Genomic DNA, 19,303 nt, shown 5'->3' on the forward strand with positions numbered 1-19,303 from the left:
CCAACCGTACCCGGTATGGCGGTCCGGTGCCCGTAGACCACTGAAAACTGCCATGGGGTCAGGCAATCAGGGCCATTCCCAGGGTGAATCCGCCCCAGCCGGCCAGCAGGGGACCAAGCAGGGAGGAGGTCAGATACAGACCGGCCTGCCTGAGTTTGAGTCCCTGGACCAGCGACACCACTTCCGCCATGGCTGTGGAGAAGGTGGAGAAGCCGCCCAGCAGGCCGGTGGCCAGCAGGAGGCGGGTAGTTGGATCCAGGAGCAGGCCGGCGGCCATGGCGGCCACAAGGCCAGCGAACAGGGATGCGATGAGGTTGATGAGCAAGGTGGACAAGGGGAAGGGACTGCGCCAGGCTTTCTTTACCGTGCTGTCCAGCAGGTAGCGTAATCCGGCGCCCGCGCCTCCGCACAGGCAGACGAGCAGGGCGGTCATCGTGTCCCCTCCCGCAGACGGGCCAGTCTACGGCCCAAGCCTCCGCCCAGCCAGGCCAGGCCGATTCCGCAGGCGAATGTGGCCAGCAGGTATGCCAGTGCCGACCACAGGTGGAGGTCACGGGCCGTGGTGAAGACCTCGATCGTCAGCGTGGACATGGTCGACAGGCCGCCGCATACTCCCATGCCCAAGGTTCGGCTGACCAGCTCCCTTCGGCGTTGGTCGATCCACCCGGCGCGGGCCATGTAAGCGCTGAGAAGCCCGAAAGCCAGGCAGGCCAGCATGTTTGCGGCGAATGTACCGGTCTGGAAATACCAGGAGTATGCCGGCAGGGCGCTCAAGGCATATCGCAGGCCTGTGCCGACCGCCCCTCCTGCGCACACCAGCAGCAGGACAGGCAGGTCGATGTGGGGTGACAGGGGATGCCTTCGATTCGGTTCCGGCATCATCTCTCCTTTGGTTCGGGGGATGTAGGCCGGCTGGAAGCCATGCAGCGCCGACACCCATCCCAGGGTTTGAGGTAGGAACTGTCAGCGCTCGCGGTTCAGGGAGCCTCTGCAGGAGGTGCCCTTGGCGGGTTCCATCGCCACTGGCAGTATAGCTCAGTCCTGTCGGGCCGGTGGGATATGCCCGTCCCGGGGTGCGGGGTCCAGGTTCTCGGGATCCAGCGTCAGACGGTCGTCGTCGGCATCGTAGTCGAACAGTTCGCCGTAGCGTCCCCAGCCGATCGCCGTCTCGAACTGCTGCACTGCCTCCCTGTCGGAGTGGTGGGCGCGCAGGAGGTCCAGGATCAACGAACCGTGGAGGGTCTTGGAATCCGAGTTCTTCAATGCTCGGTCGATCACCCGGACCAGGGGCACGTGGTCCAGGATCATCGTGGAGAACAGCTCCTTGGCCTTCAGGATGTCGGCCTGCTGCCATTTACGGCCCAATGCGGTCAGCCGTACGTGACCGTTGTCGGCATCGAAGATGCCCAGCAGCAGACCGGCGTCGATCAGGGGGAAGAGGTCATCCACCTCGAAGGAGAGGATGGCGGCCAGGTCGGCCATGTCCATGCCGCCGGGATTGTCAGACAGCACGTCGGCCAGCCCAGCCAGGCCGCCGGGCGTGGCATCGGGCAGCACGCGGGCGCCCAGGTCCTCGGCCTTGATCGAGTTGTTGACCGCCTCCTTGTCGCGCACCTTGGACTGGAGCTTGCGGCGGATGTCGCCCTTGTCGGCGCGACCGGTCAGCACCGAATACAGGAAGTCCACTGTGGTCTGGAACTCATCGGATTGCTTGTCGCGCGGACGGTCCATCGTAATCGGCACGTCGGCAATGACCCGGCCAGGATGCGAGCCCAGCACCACGACCCTGTCGGCCATCTGCACGGCCTCTTCGATGTTGTGGGTCACGATCAGGATTGACTTTATCGAGTCGTGCTCGGCGAACCACACTTTCAGGACCTCCTGGCGCAGGTTCTCGGCCGTCAGGACATCCAGGGCGGAGAAGGGTTCGTCCATGAAGAGGGCATCGGGCTTGAGCACCAGGGCCCGGGCTATGCCCACGCGTTGGCGCATGCCGCCGGAAAGCTCCTTGGGGTAGGCGGTCTCGAACCCATCCAGGCCGATCGCGTCGATCGCCGCCAGGGCTAGCTTGCGCCGCTCGTCGCGAGGGACGCCACGGGCCTGCAGGCCCAGTTCCACATTCGCCTCGACCGTCAGCCAGGGCATGAGGGCGAACGTCTGGAAGACGAGGGCGACACCGGGGTTGGGGCCGTCCAGCTCTTTGCCCCGGTAGGTTACGGAGCCGGAACTTGCTGGGATCAAGCCTGCAAGAATGCGTAGGAAGGTGGACTTTCCGGCGCCGGAGCGACCTAGGATCGCCACCACCTCGCCCGCTTCCAGGGTCAGGTTCATATCGTCCAGGACCTTCCAGTCATTGCCTTCGTCGGACTGGAATTCCTTGGTTACATGCCGCGCTTCGATGATGGTCTTATCGTTCATGCTGTGCTTCCTTATGGATCATGTCAGTTGTGTCATGCCTGTTATCAGCCGTCCGCGGTTCAGGCGATGGCGAAGCGGCGTTGGGCCAGATTCTGCAGGGGGTACCAGAAGATTCGGTTGACGGCCACTACGAACAGGCTCATCACGGCCACTCCCGCGATGATCCGCGCAGTGGCACCGGTGGCGGTCGCCTCAGCTATGTACGAGCCAAGGCCCTGGGCCGTCAGGGCATGTCTGCCGTAGGAAACCACCTCCGAGACGATCGAGGCGTTCCAGGCCCCGCCTGCTGCGGTGACGCCTCCGGTGCACCAGGAGGAGAACACGGCCGGCAGAATCAGGGTCCTCCAACGTTGCCAGGCGGGCTGGCGCAGGGAGCGTGACATCTCGCGGAGGTCGTCGGGGATGGCCGAGGCGCCTGCGATGACATTGAACACGATGTACCACTGGGTCCCAAGTGCCATGAGCAGGATGGACCCCCAATTGATGTCTATGTGCCAGGCCAGGAACAGCATGGTCGCGAACGGGAAGATGAAATTGGCCGGGAATGAGGCAAGGACTTGCACCAGGGGCTGCAGCACCCTCGACAGCTTAGGGTTCATTCCGATCAGCGCACCGACAGGCACCCAGACCATCGAGCTGACCGCCAGCAGGAGGGTCACGCGCAGGAGTGTGAGCAGACCCAGCCAGAAGACATGGACGACTTCGCCCGGGCCCAGGGCGGGAACGACCAGCCGGTAGAGTTCGACCAGGCCCCAGGTGCAGAGCGCTGCGAGGGCGGTCATGTACAGGCCGTTGGACCAGGCCCTGCGGGAGGGGCTGACCGTCCGGGTCCTGCCCCCTGTGACGCCCAGGGGGCGGGTGATCCGGTCCAGGAAGGCTGCCGCCGGACGGCCCAACCGGGCCAGGAGGTCATTGATGCCCGACAGGCGAAGGATGGTTAGCACCGCGCTGCGCTTGGGCTGGGATGACTCACTCTGGGTGATGCGGAACTTTTCGGCCCAAGCGGTCAGCGGTTTCCACAGGAGGAAGTCGATTAGGAGCACCACCGCCACCATGGCCAGGATGGCCCAGCCGATCCTGCCGAGGTTCTGTTCGGCCGAGGCTTCCGCCACGTAGGATCCGATGCCAGGCAGGGCGAAGGTCCTGTTGTTGACCGAAATCATCTCGGAAGCGGTCAGGAAGAACCATCCGCCACCCACACTCATCATGCAGTTCCACAACAACGGGATCATCGATGAGGGCACATCCAGTTTCCAGAATCGCTGCCAGCGGGTAAGGCGCAGGGAGCGCGCCGCCTCCTCCAGCTCCTTGGGCTCGCTGATCAGGGAGTGGTAGAAGGAGAAAGCCATGTTCCACGCCTGCGAGGTGAAGATGGCGAAGATGGAGGCCGCCTCCACCCCTAGGACCGATCCCGGGAACAGCACCAGCCAGATGGAGATGGTCGCAGAGAGGAAACCCAGGATGGGCACGGACTGCAGGATGTCAAGCAGCGGCACCAGGATCGTCGCCGCCCGCTTGCTCCGCGCCGCTGCCAGTCCGTATATGAAGGTGAAGACGAGGGAAAACAGGAGGGCGATGAACATGCGCAGGACCGAGCGAAGGGCGTAGTAAGGCAGATTGGCGGGATCGGTCGAGACGTGCGAGGGGATGCCTGCTGGGCCGATGGGGGCGCCGAGGGCGGGGAGGAGGTAGCCGAGCGCTCCAAAGAGCGCGAGCACGCCGATTGCAACGACTATGGTGGATGCCAGACGTGCGCTCTTGGAGGTCCGTCCGTGGCCGTCGGAGCCGGGCTTGCGCATGGGGTCGGTGAATGAAGTCATGGGCAGTTCTTTCCTGGTGACTGCTCCGCAGGCCGGGCCTGATCCGGGTGGAGCTCAGGCTGAGTGACGGGCCGGAAGGAATTCGAGGCTTGCGGAAGGAATTACGGTGGTGGGAAACGTCGAAAGGGTCGAAAGCGCGGTCAGGCCGCTACTGTGATGGGGAACGTCGTCCATGTGCCTCACCTCCTTCTCAAGTGAATCCCACTTCTGCGTAGGTCCTGAAGGCGGCATAGCAAGCTGGGCGACCGGTCGCACCGGCTATGTCGTTCAAGTTTCGGCTTCGCATGGCGTTCGGGATTGCGTTAGTCCCCGCCTTGATTCGACGGGGACTGCTGACCAGCGCGGAGTGTCTCCATCCCTTTGCGGCAGCAACCCATGTCCATGTGGTAGCTTCGCCTACCGACTGCACCCTTAAGATAAGGGGGTGCGACAATCTTGTCAAGTCAGCGGCCGAGCCCCGGCGGTCCGTGTCTGAGCGGACAATGGCGGTTGGTGCGGACGGCCCCGGAGACGGGCGCCTGGCCGCGTGCAAGGTTCCATGGAAGACGACATATAAAACATATAAAAGGAGGCCCGTCATGAAAGTCGTGGCGATCACAGCGAATCCAGACCCCAAGAGCCTGACCGATGCGGTGGGCAACGCCTTTCTCAATGGTGCGGCCGAGGGTGGCGCAAGCACCGACCTGATCGACTTGAACACCGAGGGCTTCAATCCGGTATATACGATGGAGGACCGTCTGCATTTTCTTGACCAGGGCCCCCTGCCCGAGGATGTGGCTGCAATGCAGGGCCGGATCGCGGACGCCGATGTATTGGCCTTCGTCTTCCCGGTCTACTGGTTCTCCATGCCCGCTCTGATGAAAGGCTTCATCGACCGGGTCCTGTGCCGGCGGTTCGCATACAACGTCGATGGTACGCCTGGTGTCCTTGCCGGTAGGAAAGTCCGGCTGATCATGCTGTGCGGGGCCGAGGAGGAACGCCTGCGAGCCGATGGTGTGGATGAGGCGATCGACATTCAGCTGGTCCGGAGGACCCTGGGTGACTATTGCGGGGTCGGCGACGTGGAGAAAATATACGTGGACCAGCTGGTCGCCGGGGATGATGACCCGCAGGTGCGCGAAGCGATCGAGCGCCGCCTGGTCGAGATCACCTTGATGGGTCGGCGGCTGGCAGTCGAAGGAGAGGCCGGCAGGTCCGGCGGGCAGGCATGAGGCCGTTGCGCGTCGGATTCGTCTTCGACGACAGCCTGGATGCGGCTGACGGGGTCCAGCAGCATATCCTGACCCTGGGCGGGGAACTGCAACGTCGGGGGCATGAGGTCCACTACCTGGTCGGACAGACCGATCATCCCCCGGTGGGGGGTGTCCATGCACTGAGCCGTAATGTCGCCGTCTCCTTCAACGGCAACCGCATGCGCATCCCACTGCTGGCCAGCGACCGCGGCATACGTTCGGTCCTGGCTCGTGGCCGCTTCGACATCCTGCACGTTCAGGCCCCGTACAGTCCCATGCTGGCCGGCCGTGTCTTGGATCGGGCTGATCCCTCCTGTGGGGTGGTGGCGACCTACCACATCGCTGTAGACACCCCCCTGCAGCTGCTGGCGGGTCGGGCCCTCGGCCTTCTTGACCGTCGCAGTCATGAACGGATCGACCGCGTGATCGCCGTGTCCCCGGTGGCGGCCCGTTATGCGGCTCTGACCGCTGGTGCCCGGGGCGTGGTCATCCCCAACCCGGTTGATGTGGCACGACTGCGTGAGCGCCGTGACCGTGTGGGTGTCGACGTTGTCGAACGTTATAGGGACGGAGGGCCCCACGTCGTCTTCCTGGGGCGTTTCGTGCAGCGCAAGGGCGCGCGCATCCTTCTGGACGCCTTGGCCTGGGGGGAGCGGACCGGTTCGCTGCCGGCAGGGCTGCACGTCACCATGGCAGGCAAGGGCCCCCTGCTCCAGGAGTGCATGCGTCGGGCCGCCGGCCTGTCCACGCCGGTGGACTTTCCCGGTTTCGTGTCCGAGGACGACAAGACCGCCCTCCTGGCTTCGGCGGACCTTGCGGTATTCCCCTCGACAGGCGGCGAATCCTTCGGCATCGTCCTGCTGGAGGCCATCGCCTGCGGGGCCGGAGCGACGTTGGCCGGCGACAATCCGGGATACCGGTCCACGCTGCTCAACGACGAGGCCGCCCTCTTCCCGGTTTCCGGGCGAACGGTGGCGCAGGCCCTGGCGGAGCGTATGGTCAGGGCCCTGAGCGACCCGGTGTGGGCGCGATCGCTTGCTGGCCGGGAGCGCGACCTCCTGGGTCGATACGACGTCAGGGGTGTGGCCGGCCGCGTGGAGACGGTATACGCGCAGGCTCTGGCTGCTCGCGGGCGCAGCTGAGGACCGCCGCACCGGGGTTTGTCGGGCTGGGCAAGGACGTCCGCTGCATGTAAGCTGGCTGTATGTCTTTCTTTGACTTATTCGGTGCCATGTTCGACCCCGATCAGGATCCACGTAACCGGCGGCCGGGCCGTTCCGACGATGACCCGGTGATCATCGACGTCCAGGAGGACGGGCGAGCCGGCGCGCGGCCTTCGTCGGGTCCGGTGGGCGGGCGGCGGGGTCCCGGTGGTCCCCATGGTCCGCAGCTGCCCCGCCTGAACCGCCGTACCAACGGCATGCCCGGTATGAGCCGTGGGTCGAAGATGCTGCTTGCTGTGCTGGGGGCCCTCGTCCTCCTGCTGGTCCTGCTGTTCGCCACTTCCCGCTTTATCACCGATCTCATGTGGTACGGCCAACTGGGGGCCAGCCGGGTGGTGTGGACCCAGTTGGGTGTCAAATTCGGCCTGTGGCTGGCCTATGCCCTGATTCTCGCCCTGATCACACTGGCCTCGGCCACCCTTGCCATCCGTGCGAGGCCGGATTCACCTGACGGCTCAACGATTCGCATCAAGGGTGACGTAATCGAGATCGGTAACGGAGTTTCGTCCAAGGCCGCCCGCCGTATCGCGGGTGTGGTGTCCCTCGTGGTCGGTGTGGTCTTCGGCTCCCAGTTCAACGCCGACTGGACCAGGATCATCCTCCTGTTCAACCGCCAGTCCTTCGGGTCCAGGGATCCCCAGTTCGGCCTGGACAACGGGTTCTATGTCTTCACCCTGCCTGGCCTGAAGCTCCTCGCTTCGGCCTTCCTGCTGATTGTGGTCCTGGCCGGTCTTTTCTCCCTGATCACCCACTTCCTTATGGGCGGTGTCCGCCTGACCATGCCGGTGCATGGCCGGGGCATCGTGGAGATGACCCGACACGCGCGCCGGCAGCTGGCGGTCTGGCTGATCCTGGCCATGCTTGCCTGGGCCGGCAACATCGCCCTGGGTGTATTCGACCGGCTGACGGAGCAGGGGGATCAGGTGGCCGGGGCCGCCCGGATCACCGGTGCCTCCTACACTTCGGTCAATGCCAACATCCCCGTCACTTTCATCATGGCCGTCCTGGTCGCCCTGGTAGGTATAGTCCTGGGTGCCTGGTTGCTTACCGCCAAGACACTGGGGGAGGGCAGGCCTACGGCCGCCTCGGCTGGGGCTGCATTGAAGCAGTGGCGGCTGCCGGTCGCCGCCATAGGCGCCCTTGTGGTCGCGGCTGTTCTCCTTACCGGGGTGTGGCCCATGGTGGTGCAGCGGTTCCGGGTGAGTCCAAACGCCCAGGAGATGGAGTCCAAGTTCATCCAGCGCAACATTTCCGCCACCTCCCAGGCCTATGGCCTCAAGGGTCTTAAGACCGAGCAGTACCAGGCCACCACGCAAGTGCGTTCCGGGGCTTTGGCACAGGACGCAGACACCACCGCGCAGATCCGCCTACTGGACCCGCAGGTGGTTTCGCCCACCTTCCGCCAGCTCCAGCAGTCCAAGCAATACTATTCCTTCGAGGACACGCTGGCCGTTGACAAGTATGAGATAGACGGAGTCAGCCAGGACACGGTGATCGGTGCACGCGAGCTGGACCTGAACGGCAACGACAACCGCAATTGGGTCAACGACCACACGGTCTTCACCCATGGTTACGGGGTCGTGGCCGCTTACGGCAACAAGGTCACTGCTGACGGGCAGCCGGAGTTCTTCGAGCAGGACATCCCCACCCATGGAAAGCTCACCGACCAGGAGCATTACGAGCCGCGGATATACTTCTCACCCAATGCCCCCGAGTACTCTATCGTTGGATCTGCCGACGGCACCAAGACCAAGGGCTGGGAGTTCGATTATCCGACGGGTTCCAATGGGGCGACCAACACTTTCGTCGGCCATGGGGGCCCTTCGGTCGGTAATTTCCTGAGCCGTCTGCTCTATTCCATCCGTTTCGGATCCGATCAGATCCTTTTCTCGGACCGTGTGACACCCTCTTCGCAGATTCTCTATGATCGTTCCCCCAAGGAACGCGTGGCCAAGGTAGCCCCCTACCTGACGCTCGACGGCCGCGTCTATCCGGCTGTGGTGGACGGTCGGGTCAAGTGGATCGTCGACGGCTACACCACATCGGATATGTACCCCTATTCCCAGAAGGTGGATCTCGGCCCAATCACCCAGGACAGCACGACGGTGACCTCCCAGGCCGTGAAGGGACTCGGATCCCAGTCCGCCAATTACATCCGCAATTCGGTCAAGGCTACGGTCGACGCCTATGACGGCTCGGTTGACCTGTACGCCTGGGATGCCCATGATCCAGTGCTGAAGGCCTGGCAGAAGGTGTTCCCTGGCCAATACAAGCCACTGAGTCGGATTTCGGGCGATCTGATGAGTCACATGCGTTACCCGGAGAGCCTCTTCAAGGTCCAGCGTCAGCTGCTCTCCCAGTATCATGTCGGTCAGGCGAACCAGTTCTTCTCTGGCGAGGATTTCTGGCAGACACCCGTCGACCCGACCGGGTCGGACGCCGAGCAGAAGAGCGGCGTCAAGCAGCCGCCCTACTACCTGACCATGCAGACCCCGGGGACGGCCTCGCCGACCTTCTCGCTGACTTCGACCTACATCCCGGCCGGCACATCCACGCGCGAGATCCTCACCGGTTTCATGTCCGTCGACTCAGACGCGGGCAGGACCCCGGGCAAGATCGGGGCGGACTACGGTACCCTGCGGCTGTTGGAGTTGCCGAAGAACTCGAATGTGCCCGGTCCGGGCCAGGCCCAGAATAACTTCAACTCGGATGCGGCCATCTCCACAGAGCTGAACCTTCTTCAGTCGGGTTCCACCAAGGTCAAACGAGGCAATCTGCTGACCCTGCCTGTGGGCAATGGTCTGATATACGTCCAACCTGTCTATGTCCAATCCTCTGGCGCCACTTCCTTCCCCCTGCTCAAGCGCGTGTTGGTGGCCTTCGGTGACAAGGTCAGCTCTGCGCCCACCCTGGATGCCGCCTTGGACAAGACCTTCAAGGGGCATTCGGGCGCGTCGGCTGGCGATGCGGAGAACGCCGGCAAGACCGATCAAACGGCCGTCCCTGGCAGTGACGACGGAACCGAAGGCAGGCAGCCATCCAAGCCGGGCACGGGGCAGGCGCCAGCGGCCCCGGGGGGTGATGGACATGCCCTCCAGCAATCCTTGTCCGACGCCGACCAGGCCATGAAGGACTCGGACTCCGCTCTGAGGAAGGGCGATTTCACCGCCTATGGGGAAGCCCAGAACCGCCTCAAGGAGGCCCTGAACAAGGCCTTGGAATCCCAGAAGAGGGGATGAGGCGAATCTTCGGACCGGTCACCGGCGCTGTGTACAATGCTCAAGGTTCGTGGTTCCTCGGACGGGAAGTGGGCATGTATGGCTTCGCAATTCTGGTTGGTGGCCGGTCTGGGCAACCCGGGCCCCAAGTACGAGGGGACCCGCCACAACATGGGCTTCATGTGTGCGGACCTGCTGGCGGAGCGTTGGTCCGTTTGCCTGTCCGACCACAAAGGGCTGGCGGAGCTGGGCAAAGGAGTCATGAGCCTGGATGGGCGGTCGGTCAAGTTCTTCCTCGCCAAGCCTGTGACATTCATGAACGACTCGGGCGATGCCGTCTCATCGATCGCCTCATACTACGACATCGCTCCTGAGCGGATCGTCGTCATCCACGACGACATGGACCTTGATTTCGGGCGGATCAAGGTCAAGGCCGGCGGTTCGGCCGGCGGTCACAACGGCATCCGCTCCATAGACCGTTCCCTTGGTACGAATGCATATGCCCGGGTGCGTCTGGGGGTGGGGCACGCCCAGCGCGGTCCAGGCGCCCATGAGCGTACGGTCGACTGGGTTTTGGGTCGGTTTTCCCCCTCCCAGCGCAAGGAGCTCGACGAATTCCTGGCAGACGGCGCGGATGCCGTCGAAACCCTGATGGCGCGTGGCATGGCCCATGCCCAGGAGCGATTCAATGGCCGGTGATTCCCTGGGGGCGTTGGCCGGTTCCCTGGCGCCTCTGCTCGATGTCCTAAGGATGGATCCGGCATTCGACCGGCTGTCCAAGGGTGGGTTGGACGATCCCGCTGGCCGTTTCGGGGGATTGGGCGTGCAGGCGCCGGCGGGAGTCCGCCCGGCTCTGGTCGCAGCCTTGGCCGCCGGCCAGGATGTGGTCGTGGTGGTGCCCTCCGGCCGGGACGCCGAAGAGATGGCGGCGTCGGTGCGTTCCTGGTATTCCGGCGATCCCAAGTCCGTCGCCCTGCTGCAGGCTTGGGAGACATTGCCGCATGAGCGCCTCTCACCCAGGGCCGATACAGTGGCCGGTCGGATGTCGGTCTTCCGCCGCTTGGCCCACCCGAAGGCCGATGACGAACTCTTCGGCCCCATACGCATACTGGTCATGCCCATACGTTCCCTGATCCAACCCGTGGTGCAGGGATTGGGTGAATTGGAACCACTCGTTTTCAGAACGGGTACCGAGCTTCCGCTGGACCAGGCGGTCACCCGCCTGCAGACCGCATCGTACGCCCGGACCGAGCTGGTCATGAACCGGGGCGAATACGCGGTGCGCGGCGGCATCGTGGATGTGTTCGTGCCGACCGCTGCACACCCGGTGCGCATCGAGTACTTCGGGGATACGGTCGACTCCATCCGCGCCTTCCATGCCTCCGACCAGCGCACATACGGTGATGATCTGGACCAGGTCTGGGCCACACCTTGCCGAGAGATCCAGCTGACCGACCAGGTGCGAGCACGGGCGGCCTCCCTCAAGGGGCGCATCCCCAATGCGGACGACATGTTGGAATCGATTGCGCAGGGCATACCGGTGGAGGGGATGGAATCCCTGCTGCCGGCCTTGGTGGACCGTCTCACTCCGGTCTCATCCTTGCTGCCGGAGCAGTCGGCCGTTGTCCTGTCCGATCCGGAGCTTCTGCGGCGCTCGGCCCAGGACCTGGCGAAGACCGCCAATGAGTTCCTGGCCGCCTCCTGGCATGTGGCGGCCTCCGGTCAAGGGGCCGGTGCCCCGATTTCCTTCGACCAGGCGTCTTTCATCGACTACGACGAGGCCGTCTCCTCCCTGGACGGTGGTCGGCGGGATGTGCTTGCGTTCACCGATTTCAGCGTGGATGTGGGGCCGCAGCCGGATCTGGCACTGGATATCCAGGCGCCGGATCAATTCCGCGGCGACGAGGACAAGGCGCGCTCAGGCATAGAGGGTCTGCTGGCCGCAGGCGAGCGCGTGGTCGTGACGGCGGCCGGGCAGGGGACCCTGAACCGCCTCAAGCGGGCTGTGGAGGCCACCGGCGCCACAGGGGTGGACTACATCCGCTCCCTGGCAGCCGACGGGTTCGTGGATGGCAAGGCCCGTTTGGCCCTGCTGACCGAGCGTGACCTGACCGGCCGCTCTTCGGCGGTGAATGCCCCGAAGTCGGCCAAACGCAGGCGCAAGGCGATCGACCTCACCGAACTCAAACCTGGTGATTATGTGGTCCACGAGGCGCATGGCATCGGCCGTTTCCTGGGTATGCGCCAGCGGCAGGTAGGTCTCAAGGCCTCCAAAGGCACCCGTGAATACCTGGTCCTTGAATATGCCCCCTCCAAGCGGGGTGGGCCGGCCGACCGGCTCTTCGTGCCGGCAGACCAGCTGGACCAGGTCAGCAAGTACATCGGCTCGGAGGCCCCCAAACTCAACAAGTTGGGCGGTTCGGACTGGGCCCAGACCAAGGCGAAGGCCAGAAAACACGTCCACGAGATCGCCCAGGACCTGGTCAAGCTCTATTCGGCCCGTCAGCGCACGCGCGGATTCGCTTTCAGCCCTGACACCCCTTGGCAGAGGGAACTGGAGGATGCCTTCCCCTACCAGGAGACGCCCGACCAGTTGACTGCGATCGACGAGGTCAAACGCGACATGGAGCGGCCGGTCCCCATGGATCGTTTGATCTGCGGGGATGTGGGCTTCGGTAAAACCGAGATCGCCATCCGAGCGGCCTTCAAGGCCGTGCAGGACGGCAAGCAGGTGGCGGTCCTGGTGCCCACGACCCTGCTGGTCCAGCAGCATTATCAGACCTTCACCGAGCGCTTCGAGGGTTTCCCGGTGCAGGTGGCCCAGCTCAGTCGCTTCCAGTCGGCAAAGGAGAACGCCGCTACCATGGCCGCACTGGCGGACGGGACAGTGGATGTGGTCATCGGCACCCATAAGTTGCTCAATCCCAAGGTTGGGTTCAAGGACCTGGGACTGATGATCATCGACGAGGAGCAGCGCTTCGGCGTGGAGGACAAGGAGACGCTCAAAGCCATCCGTACCAATGTGGATGTATTGTCCTTGTCCGCCACACCCATCCCGAGGACGCTGGAGATGGCGGTGACCGGCATCCGTGAGATGTCAACCCTGGCAACGCCTCCCGAGGACCGTCTCCCGGTGCTCACCTATGTGGGTGCCTATGAGGATGCACAGGTGACGGCGGCCATCCGGCGTGAACTTCTGCGCGGCGGCCAGGTCTTCTACATCCATAATCGCGTGGAGGACATAGCCAAGGTCTCCGCTCGGGTCCATGAACTGGTCCCTGAGGCCAGGGTGGCGGTGGCCCATGGAAAGATGGGGGAGAAGCAGCTTGATTCGGTGATCCAGGACTTCTGGCACCGGGACGTCGACGTGCTGGTGTGTACCACGATTGTTGAGACGGGTCTGGATATCCCCAACGCCAACACCCTGCTGGTGGATCGGGCCGACCGCTTCGGCCTCAGCCAGCTGCACCAACTGCGTGGCCGCGTAGGCCGGGGACGGGAGCGGGCTTACGCCTACTTCCTCTACGACCCTTCCAAGCCCATGACCCAGACCGCCCACGATCGGCTGGCCACCATCGCCCAGAACACGGCCCTGGGTTCGGGCTACGACGTGGCCATGAAGGATCTGGAATTGCGTGGCACCGGAAATCTCCTTGGGTCGGAACAGTCCGGGCACATCGAGGGTGTCGGATTTGACTTGTATGTGCGCATGGTCTCCCAGGCGGTGGAGGAGTACAAGGAGCCCGAACGCAAGGATTCTGTAGCCGTGACCATCGATCTGCCGGTCGAGGCGTCAATTCCGGTGGACTACATCGACTCGGACAAGTTGCGGCTGGAGGCTTATCGCAAGCTGGCCACCGCCAAGGACGAGCAGGACCTGCAGGATCTGTATGAGGAACTGTCCGACCGTTACGGTCCGCCTCCCGCCGAGTTCGAGACGCTCTTCGCCGTCGCCCGCCTGCGCTCCAAGGCAAGGGCCCTGGGTATCACGGAGGTCAACGGTCAGTCCTCGCGGGTGCGGGTCGGCAAGGTCGACATGCCGGACTCCCTCCAGACTCGTATCGCGCGCATCTACAAGGGTTCGCGCTACCACCCGGTCACGCGCATCCTCCAGGTACCCGCCCCCTTCGCCGGTGGTATGGGGGCCAGGCCCATGGATTCCATGGAGATCCTGTCCTGGACGGACCGTCTTCTGGACGACCTGGCCTGGAGGCACGGGGTGAAGGACTAAGTGGCAATTGGACTGTGAGCGCTCACAATGAATTGGTTCCCATCGTCCATAAAAGGCACTAGTCTGGAAATGACAGCACAACACGAGTGGTAACCGTAAGGAGCAGTTGTGGCAGCAATTGAAAGCGTGTACGCACGCGAGATTCTTGATTCCCGTGGCAATCCGACCGTCGAAGTCATCCTCCAGACCGAGGATGGGGCCGAAGGCCGCGGTCTGGTGCCTTCAGGCGCCTCGACCGGCGAGGCGGAGGCCTGGGAGCGTCGTGACGGCGACAAGAAGCGTTACCAGGGCAAGGGCGTCCTGGATGCGGTCAAGGCCGTCAACGAGACCATCGCCCCCAATGTGATCGGCATGGACGCTTCCGACCAGCGTGCGCTGGATGAGACCATGATCGAGCTGGACGGCACCCCCAACAAGGGCAAGCTGGGCGCCAACGCCATCCTCGGCGTCTCCCTGGCGGCCCTTTATGCGGCCGCCGAGTCGGCCGAACTGCCGCTCTACCGCTACATCGGTGGAACCAACGGCCACATCCTGCCCGTGCCGAACATGAACATCATGAACGGCGGCGCCCACGCTGATTTCGCCACAGACATCCAGGAGTACATGATCTCCCCCTACGGCTTCGACTCCTACCGGGAGGCTTTGCGCGCCGGTGTCGAGGTCTACCACACCCTGAAGGGCATCCTGAAGAAGGACGGGCATGAGACCGGCCTGGGCGACGAGGGTGGTTTCGCGCCGAAGATGAAGTCCAACGAGGACTCCCTGAAGTACATCGTGGACGCCATCGAGCAGGCCGGTTACGAGCCCGGCAAGCAGATAGGTCTGTGCCTGGATGTGGCCTCCTCCGAGTTCTACAGCAAGGACAAGGACAAGTACCACTTCGACGGCGAGGACCGCGACGCTGACTATATGCTCGACTACTACCAGGGTTTGGTCGAGCGCTACCCGCTGGTCTCCATCGAGGATCCTTTCGCCGAGGAGGATTGGGCCGCCTGGCAGAAGATCACCGCCGCCATGGGCGACCGTCTGCAGTTCGTCGGCGACGACCTCCTGGTCACCAACCCCAAGCGTCTGCAAAAGGGCATCGATCTGAAGGCCGCCAACTCCCTCCTGGTCAAGCTCAACCAGATCGGCACCGTCACCGAGACGCTCGACGCCATCGAGCTGGCTACGGCGAACGGCTTCACCTCCATGGTCTCCCATCGGTCCGGTGAGACCCCGGACACCACCATCTCCGACCTGGCCGTGGCCAAGAACACCCGCCAGATCAAGACGGGTGCACCGGCCCGTGGGGAGCGCATCGCCAAGTACAACCGCCTTCTGGAAATCGAGGAGGAGCTCGGCTCCACCGCTGAGTACGCCGGCTACTCCGCCTTCAAGGCCTGCAAGCAGTACACCAAGTGATCTCACGCTGAGCGTCGCCGTCCCCGGCCGGGAATGCCCCGACCGGGGAAACGGCGTTCGGTTCCGCCCGTGGCAAGTCGCGTCGGCTGCCACGGGTATTTTTGTAGCTATGACCAGAGCAAGTCTTCCGGGAGCCAAACGCGCCACGGTCCCGAGTAACGGGGCGAACCCGAAGCGGCGCAAGCAGGGTGCGGTCTCCTTGTGCGTCTGCCTGATCATCGTCTTCATCGGTGCCGTACAGCTCGTCTCAACCTTCCATACATACGCCCTGAGTCTTTCCGAGCTCAATGGGCTCAAAAACCAGCAGGCGGCCCTGGTCGAGCAGAAAAGCCAACTGGAAAACGACATCGCTCGGTGGAACGACCAGGCCTATGTCACCGCCCAGGCCCGGGACAGGCTGGGTTTCGTCTTTCCGGGCGAACAGGCCATACGGGTACTCAACCCCGAATCGGTGACCGGAGGCCGGGCACCATCGGCCAGGCGAACGAAACCGGTTGAGCGGACACAGGCCCGTGCCCCGCTGCCCTGGTACCGGGAACTGGCATACTCTCTGGGCAAAGCGGATACGCCGACGACGCCACAGGCCAAGGGCAGGTCCGGGATGGGCTCGGGTGATGGGGGCCATGTGCAGGGTAGGACCGATTCTAACGGACAAGGGAGCGGACTGTGACCGTGAATGCAGCGACCGTGAATGCAGCGGATGATGGTATGGAGGAAACTGCTGTGGGAGCCGGGACCATCATTGGCCTGGCCGATGCTGTCATGGGCCGTCGGGCCAGCGCCGACGAGGTGGCGGTGGTCGAAGGACAGTTGGGCCGCTACCCGCGAGGCATCGTCGCTGTCGGTGCCCGTTGTGTCTGCGGGAATCCCCTTGCCGTTGTCACACGTCCCCTGCTGCCGGGGGGTACACCGTTCCCGACCACTTGCTATCTGACCGCACCGGAGGCCGTGAAGACTATTTCCCAGCTTGAGGCGGATGGGAGAATGGCCGACTGGAATGCTCGACTGGCCACGGATGCCGATTTGCGTGCTGCGTATCGGCGCGCCCATCAGACCTATCTGGCCTTCCGCTCGGCCCTGGCCGAACGTCTGGGCGACGATGAGAGCCATATCGAAGGCATTTCGGCCGGCGGTATGCCGGTCAGGGTCAAGTGCCTGCATGCGCTCACCGCCCAATCGCTCGTCATGGGTCCAGGCGTCAACCCCATCGGTGACCGGGCTCTTGAAGAGGTCCGGAACCGGTTCGACCCCGCTGTCTGTCGTTGTGCGCAACCCTGGGGGTCGGTCCGGATCATGCAGGGTTGAGTCGCTCCGATTGTCATACAACAGGTGCTGGTATGCGGTGCCGCCGTCGGTGGGGCGTAATGGAGGATATGCGGACAAGGGATAGGGGTGCATGACATGGACGCGGTTACTGTCGCGGGCGTGGACTGTGGTACCAACTCAATCAGGCTCCTGCTGGCAAAGGTGGACCATACCGGTCTGCATCCACTTGCCCCCCGTCTCATGCGCGTCATCCGCCTGGGGGAGGGTGTGGACCGCAATCGCCGCTTTTCCGACCAGGCTCTGGAGCGTGCCTGGCGGGCCGCCCGGGAATTCAAACAGGTTCTGGATGGTCGGCCTGTCGATGCCCTGCGGTTCGTCGCTACGTCGGCCAGTCGCGACGCCGCCAACCGTGACGAGTTCGAGGAAGGCATCCAATCCATCCTGGGCGTGCGACCGGAGGTGATTGCCGGTTCCGAGGAGGCCCGGCTGAGCTTCCTGGGGGCTGTGAGCGTCATGCAGGCCATCCGACAGCCCGCGGGTCTTCCTGAGCCCCCTTACCTGGTCACCGATCTGGGTGGTGGATCCACGGAGCTGGTCATGGGAGGCGATGGCCGCCGGTCCCCGGTCGACGAAGCGGGTGCCGCCTATTCGATGGATATCGGTTCGGTGCGTATGACCGAGCGGCACCTGCTCTCCGATCCACCCACCGCCGAGCAGATCCGAGCCGCCCTGGAGGACATCGACCGGCATGTCGATGCCGCCTTCGAGGCGGTGCCCGTCAGGGAGGTCAGGACACTCATCGGGGTTTCGGGCACGGTCACGACGATGAGCGCCCTGGCTATGGGGCTCGAAGCCTACGACCCCCGTATGGTGGATGGTTCCAGGGTGAGGGTGTCCGAAATACGCCGAGTTGTCGGGCGGATCCTGGCCATGAACAGGCAGGAGCGGGCGGGGCTCAAGGCCATACATCCGGGCCGTGTGGATGTGATAGGCGGGGGTGCTTTGGTCCTGGACCGGCTGTTGGACCGGCTGCGGCGGGAGGCGCCTGGTCTGGGCACGGATTTCGTGGCATCGGAGCACGGATTGTTGGATGGCATCGTCCTCGACCTTGGTCGGAGGCTCCTGGAGGGAGGGCCGTCCCCCTGTTCAGCTCATGGGGTATAGTGACCCCATGAGCCAGGCCCCGGTGGCGGAACGGTAGACGCAGCGGACTTAAAATCCGCCGCCCTTGCGGGCGTGTGGGTTCGATACCCACCCGGGGCACGTCGGCGACCGGCAGGGTCGGTTCGCGATTGGTAAGGAATGATGAGAACCGGTATCCTGGGTTTGAATCGCAAGTACGGAGGACAGTCATGACAGCAGAGGGCATGCCGGAGGTCAACGCCGACTTCGGCGCGTATCCGACCGTTGAATTCACGGGCGACGCACCGAACGGGCTTCGGGTGGCCGAGTTGGTGGAGGGCGATGGCCCGCTCGTTCGCAAGGGCGACACAATCACCGTCAACTACCACGGTCTGGTCTGGGGTTCGGATTCGCCGTTCGATTCGTCCTTCGATCGTCATCAGCCCGCCTCCTTCGCCATCGGCGTTGGGCAGGTGATCAAGGGCTGGGACCAGAGTTTGCCGGGCCACAATGTAGGCTCCCGGCTCGTGGTGTCCATTCCTCCTCAGTATGGCTATGGGACCCGGGGAATGCCCCAGGCGGGCATCGGAGGTGAGGACACGCTTGTCTTTGTGGTGGATATCATCTCCACCCGTTGACATCCTGACCGTCGGGCGCCGGTCAGTACCGGCGCTTTTTTGATATTCATCCGAACCGTGCGCAGATGCCCGGGGGGCGAATGTGGCGGGGGCGGCATGGAACACGCCGTAGGGGGACAACAAACCGTGATGTCACCGGCCGTAGGGCGATGACATCGGAAGCGTTTAGGGAGCGCTCGCGATAAGCGTTCATACGTGAACAGCAAAGGAGAACATGATGGCTGAAGAACAGACTATTCTGCTCACCCAGGAGGCTTACGACAAGCTGCAGGACGAGCTCAAGCACCGGCAGGGGGAGTACCGGGATGAGATCACCGAGCGCATCGCCGCTGCGCGCGCCGAGGGAGACCTGAGCGAGAACGGTGGCTACCAGGCCGCACGTGAGGAGCAAGGCAAGAACGAGGGACGAATCAATGAGCTGATCGTCAAGCTGCGCAACGCCAAGATCCTGACGGCCCCCAAAGCGGGTACGGTCGGCAACGGCTCGGTCGTGACGCTGACCCTGGCCGGCAGCGACCAGGTCTATGTGCTGGGATCACGTGATATAGCCGTGGCCACCGATTATGACGTGATCAGCCCGGAGTCGCCGATTGGGGCGGCGATCATGGGCCATAAGAAGGGGGACGAAGTTTCATACGCCGCACCATCCGGCAAGGAGATCAAGGTGACGGTCAAGGACGCACAGCCTCTGAAGTGACCAACCGGGGCCTAACGGCCCTGGGGAATGCCAT

The 19,303-nt window shown here is 63.8% G+C and carries 15 protein-coding genes, 1 tRNA gene and 2 riboswitches; of the genes, 12 read left to right on the top strand and 4 right to left on the bottom strand.

Annotated elements, in window-relative coordinates; translation table 11 throughout:
* Nucleotides 1-58: 58 nt before the first annotated feature.
* From CRD59_RS00625 to CRD59_RS00640, 4 genes are all read right to left on the bottom strand, one after another.
* Complete coding sequence (locus tag CRD59_RS00625; RefSeq protein ID WP_113852666.1) at nucleotides 59-433, bottom strand: fluoride efflux transporter FluC; 375 nt, start codon at nucleotides 431-433, stop codon at nucleotides 59-61.
* The gene (locus CRD59_RS00630; protein ID WP_113852667.1) at nucleotides 430-879 is read right to left on the bottom strand and encodes a fluoride efflux transporter FluC; all 450 of its coding nucleotides are present in this window, start codon (nucleotides 877-879) and stop codon (nucleotides 430-432) included. Before CRD59_RS00630 ends, CRD59_RS00625 begins: the two co-directional genes overlap by 4 nt.
* Before the next feature lie 68 nt (nucleotides 880-947).
* Nucleotides 948-1,030: riboswitch (Fluoride riboswitch) on the bottom strand.
* A gap of 5 nt (nucleotides 1,031-1,035) precedes the next feature.
* Nucleotides 1,036-2,418, bottom strand: a complete 1,383-nt coding sequence (locus tag CRD59_RS00635) for an ABC transporter ATP-binding protein (protein WP_113852668.1) — start codon at nucleotides 2,416-2,418, stop codon at nucleotides 1,036-1,038.
* A 59-nt stretch (nucleotides 2,419-2,477) separates the two neighbouring features.
* Nucleotides 2,478-4,238, bottom strand: a complete 1,761-nt coding sequence (locus CRD59_RS00640) for an ABC transporter permease (RefSeq protein ID WP_113852669.1) — start codon at nucleotides 4,236-4,238, stop codon at nucleotides 2,478-2,480.
* A 253-nt stretch (nucleotides 4,239-4,491) separates the two neighbouring features.
* A riboswitch (M-box (ykoK) riboswitch) is annotated at nucleotides 4,492-4,649 on the bottom strand.
* A gap of 167 nt (nucleotides 4,650-4,816) precedes the next feature.
* On the opposite strand from CRD59_RS00640, the gene CRD59_RS00645 reads away from it, so the two are divergent.
* From CRD59_RS00645 to CRD59_RS00700, 12 genes are all read left to right on the top strand, one after another.
* Nucleotides 4,817-5,449 (top strand): NAD(P)H-dependent oxidoreductase, encoded by a 633-nt coding sequence (locus CRD59_RS00645; RefSeq protein ID WP_113852670.1) that lies wholly within the window; start codon nucleotides 4,817-4,819, stop codon nucleotides 5,447-5,449.
* Nucleotides 5,446-6,612, top strand: a complete 1,167-nt coding sequence (locus CRD59_RS00650; RefSeq protein ID WP_113852671.1) for a glycosyltransferase family 4 protein — start codon at nucleotides 5,446-5,448, stop codon at nucleotides 6,610-6,612. Before CRD59_RS00645 ends, CRD59_RS00650 begins: the two co-directional genes overlap by 4 nt.
* A gap of 62 nt (nucleotides 6,613-6,674) precedes the next feature.
* Entirely contained in the window at nucleotides 6,675-9,932 is a 3,258-nt protein-coding gene (locus CRD59_RS00655; RefSeq protein WP_113852672.1) for a UPF0182 family membrane protein, read from the top strand.
* Between the two features lie 78 nt (nucleotides 9,933-10,010).
* Nucleotides 10,011-10,610, top strand: coding sequence for an aminoacyl-tRNA hydrolase (pth, locus tag CRD59_RS00660; RefSeq protein WP_113852673.1), 600 nt, complete (start codon nucleotides 10,011-10,013; stop codon nucleotides 10,608-10,610).
* Entirely contained in the window at nucleotides 10,600-14,142 is a 3,543-nt protein-coding gene (gene mfd, locus CRD59_RS00665; RefSeq protein ID WP_113852674.1) for a transcription-repair coupling factor, read from the top strand. Before pth ends, mfd begins: the two co-directional genes overlap by 11 nt.
* 108 nt (nucleotides 14,143-14,250) lie before the next feature.
* A complete protein-coding gene (eno, locus tag CRD59_RS00670) occupies nucleotides 14,251-15,546 on the top strand; it encodes a phosphopyruvate hydratase (protein ID WP_113852675.1) in 1,296 nt (431 codons plus the stop codon).
* 109 nt (nucleotides 15,547-15,655) lie between these two features.
* Complete coding sequence (locus CRD59_RS00675; protein ID WP_113852676.1) at nucleotides 15,656-16,216, top strand: FtsB family cell division protein; 561 nt, start codon at nucleotides 15,656-15,658, stop codon at nucleotides 16,214-16,216.
* Between the two features lie 92 nt (nucleotides 16,217-16,308).
* Complete coding sequence (locus CRD59_RS00680) at nucleotides 16,309-16,851, top strand: DUF501 domain-containing protein (RefSeq protein ID WP_113852802.1); 543 nt, start codon at nucleotides 16,309-16,311, stop codon at nucleotides 16,849-16,851.
* Nucleotides 16,852-16,947: 96 nt separating this feature from the next.
* On the top strand, nucleotides 16,948-17,976 hold the full coding sequence (locus CRD59_RS00685) for a Ppx/GppA phosphatase family protein (RefSeq protein ID WP_113852677.1): 1,029 nt from the start codon (nucleotides 16,948-16,950) through the stop codon (nucleotides 17,974-17,976).
* A gap of 16 nt (nucleotides 17,977-17,992) precedes the next feature.
* A tRNA-Leu gene (locus CRD59_RS00690) sits at nucleotides 17,993-18,075 on the top strand.
* A gap of 89 nt (nucleotides 18,076-18,164) precedes the next feature.
* Nucleotides 18,165-18,572 carry an FKBP-type peptidyl-prolyl cis-trans isomerase gene (locus CRD59_RS00695; protein ID WP_113852678.1) on the top strand — a complete coding sequence of 136 codons (408 nt, stop codon included), beginning with the start codon at nucleotides 18,165-18,167 and terminating at the stop codon, nucleotides 18,570-18,572.
* A 217-nt stretch (nucleotides 18,573-18,789) separates the two neighbouring features.
* On the top strand, nucleotides 18,790-19,269 hold the full coding sequence (locus CRD59_RS00700; RefSeq protein ID WP_113852803.1) for a GreA/GreB family elongation factor: 480 nt from the start codon (nucleotides 18,790-18,792) through the stop codon (nucleotides 19,267-19,269).
* Nucleotides 19,270-19,303 lie beyond the last annotated feature (34 nt).

The sequence above is a fragment of the Bifidobacterium xylocopae genome (assembly GCF_003315615.1).
GTDB lineage: Bacteria > Actinomycetota > Actinomycetes > Actinomycetales > Bifidobacteriaceae > Bombiscardovia > Bombiscardovia xylocopae.

What these genes read in the sequence shown, in the direction of transcription:
- CRD59_RS00685 (WP_113852677.1), top strand. Translation starts at nt 16,948, where the DNA reads ATGGACGCGGTTACTGTCGCGGGCGTGGACTGTGGTACCAACTCAATC.
- CRD59_RS00625 (WP_113852666.1), bottom strand. Translation starts at nt 433, where the DNA reads ATGACCGCCCTGCTCGTCTGCCTGTGCGGAGGCGCGGGCGCCGGATTA.
- CRD59_RS00655 (WP_113852672.1), top strand. Translation starts at nt 6,675, where the DNA reads ATGTCTTTCTTTGACTTATTCGGTGCCATGTTCGACCCCGATCAGGAT.
- pth (WP_113852673.1), top strand. Translation starts at nt 10,011, where the DNA reads ATGGCTTCGCAATTCTGGTTGGTGGCCGGTCTGGGCAACCCGGGCCCC.
- CRD59_RS00640 (WP_113852669.1), bottom strand. Translation starts at nt 4,238, where the DNA reads ATGACTTCATTCACCGACCCCATGCGCAAGCCCGGCTCCGACGGCCAC.
- CRD59_RS00700 (WP_113852803.1), top strand. Translation starts at nt 18,790, where the DNA reads ATGGCTGAAGAACAGACTATTCTGCTCACCCAGGAGGCTTACGACAAG.
- mfd (WP_113852674.1), top strand. Translation starts at nt 10,600, where the DNA reads ATGGCCGGTGATTCCCTGGGGGCGTTGGCCGGTTCCCTGGCGCCTCTG.
- CRD59_RS00650 (WP_113852671.1), top strand. Translation starts at nt 5,446, where the DNA reads ATGAGGCCGTTGCGCGTCGGATTCGTCTTCGACGACAGCCTGGATGCG.
- CRD59_RS00695 (WP_113852678.1), top strand. Translation starts at nt 18,165, where the DNA reads ATGACAGCAGAGGGCATGCCGGAGGTCAACGCCGACTTCGGCGCGTAT.
- CRD59_RS00645 (WP_113852670.1), top strand. Translation starts at nt 4,817, where the DNA reads ATGAAAGTCGTGGCGATCACAGCGAATCCAGACCCCAAGAGCCTGACC.
- CRD59_RS00675 (WP_113852676.1), top strand. Translation starts at nt 15,656, where the DNA reads ATGACCAGAGCAAGTCTTCCGGGAGCCAAACGCGCCACGGTCCCGAGT.
- CRD59_RS00680 (WP_113852802.1), top strand. Translation starts at nt 16,309, where the DNA reads ATGGGCCGTCGGGCCAGCGCCGACGAGGTGGCGGTGGTCGAAGGACAG.
- CRD59_RS00635 (WP_113852668.1), bottom strand. Translation starts at nt 2,418, where the DNA reads ATGAACGATAAGACCATCATCGAAGCGCGGCATGTAACCAAGGAATTC.
- CRD59_RS00630 (WP_113852667.1), bottom strand. Translation starts at nt 879, where the DNA reads ATGCCGGAACCGAATCGAAGGCATCCCCTGTCACCCCACATCGACCTG.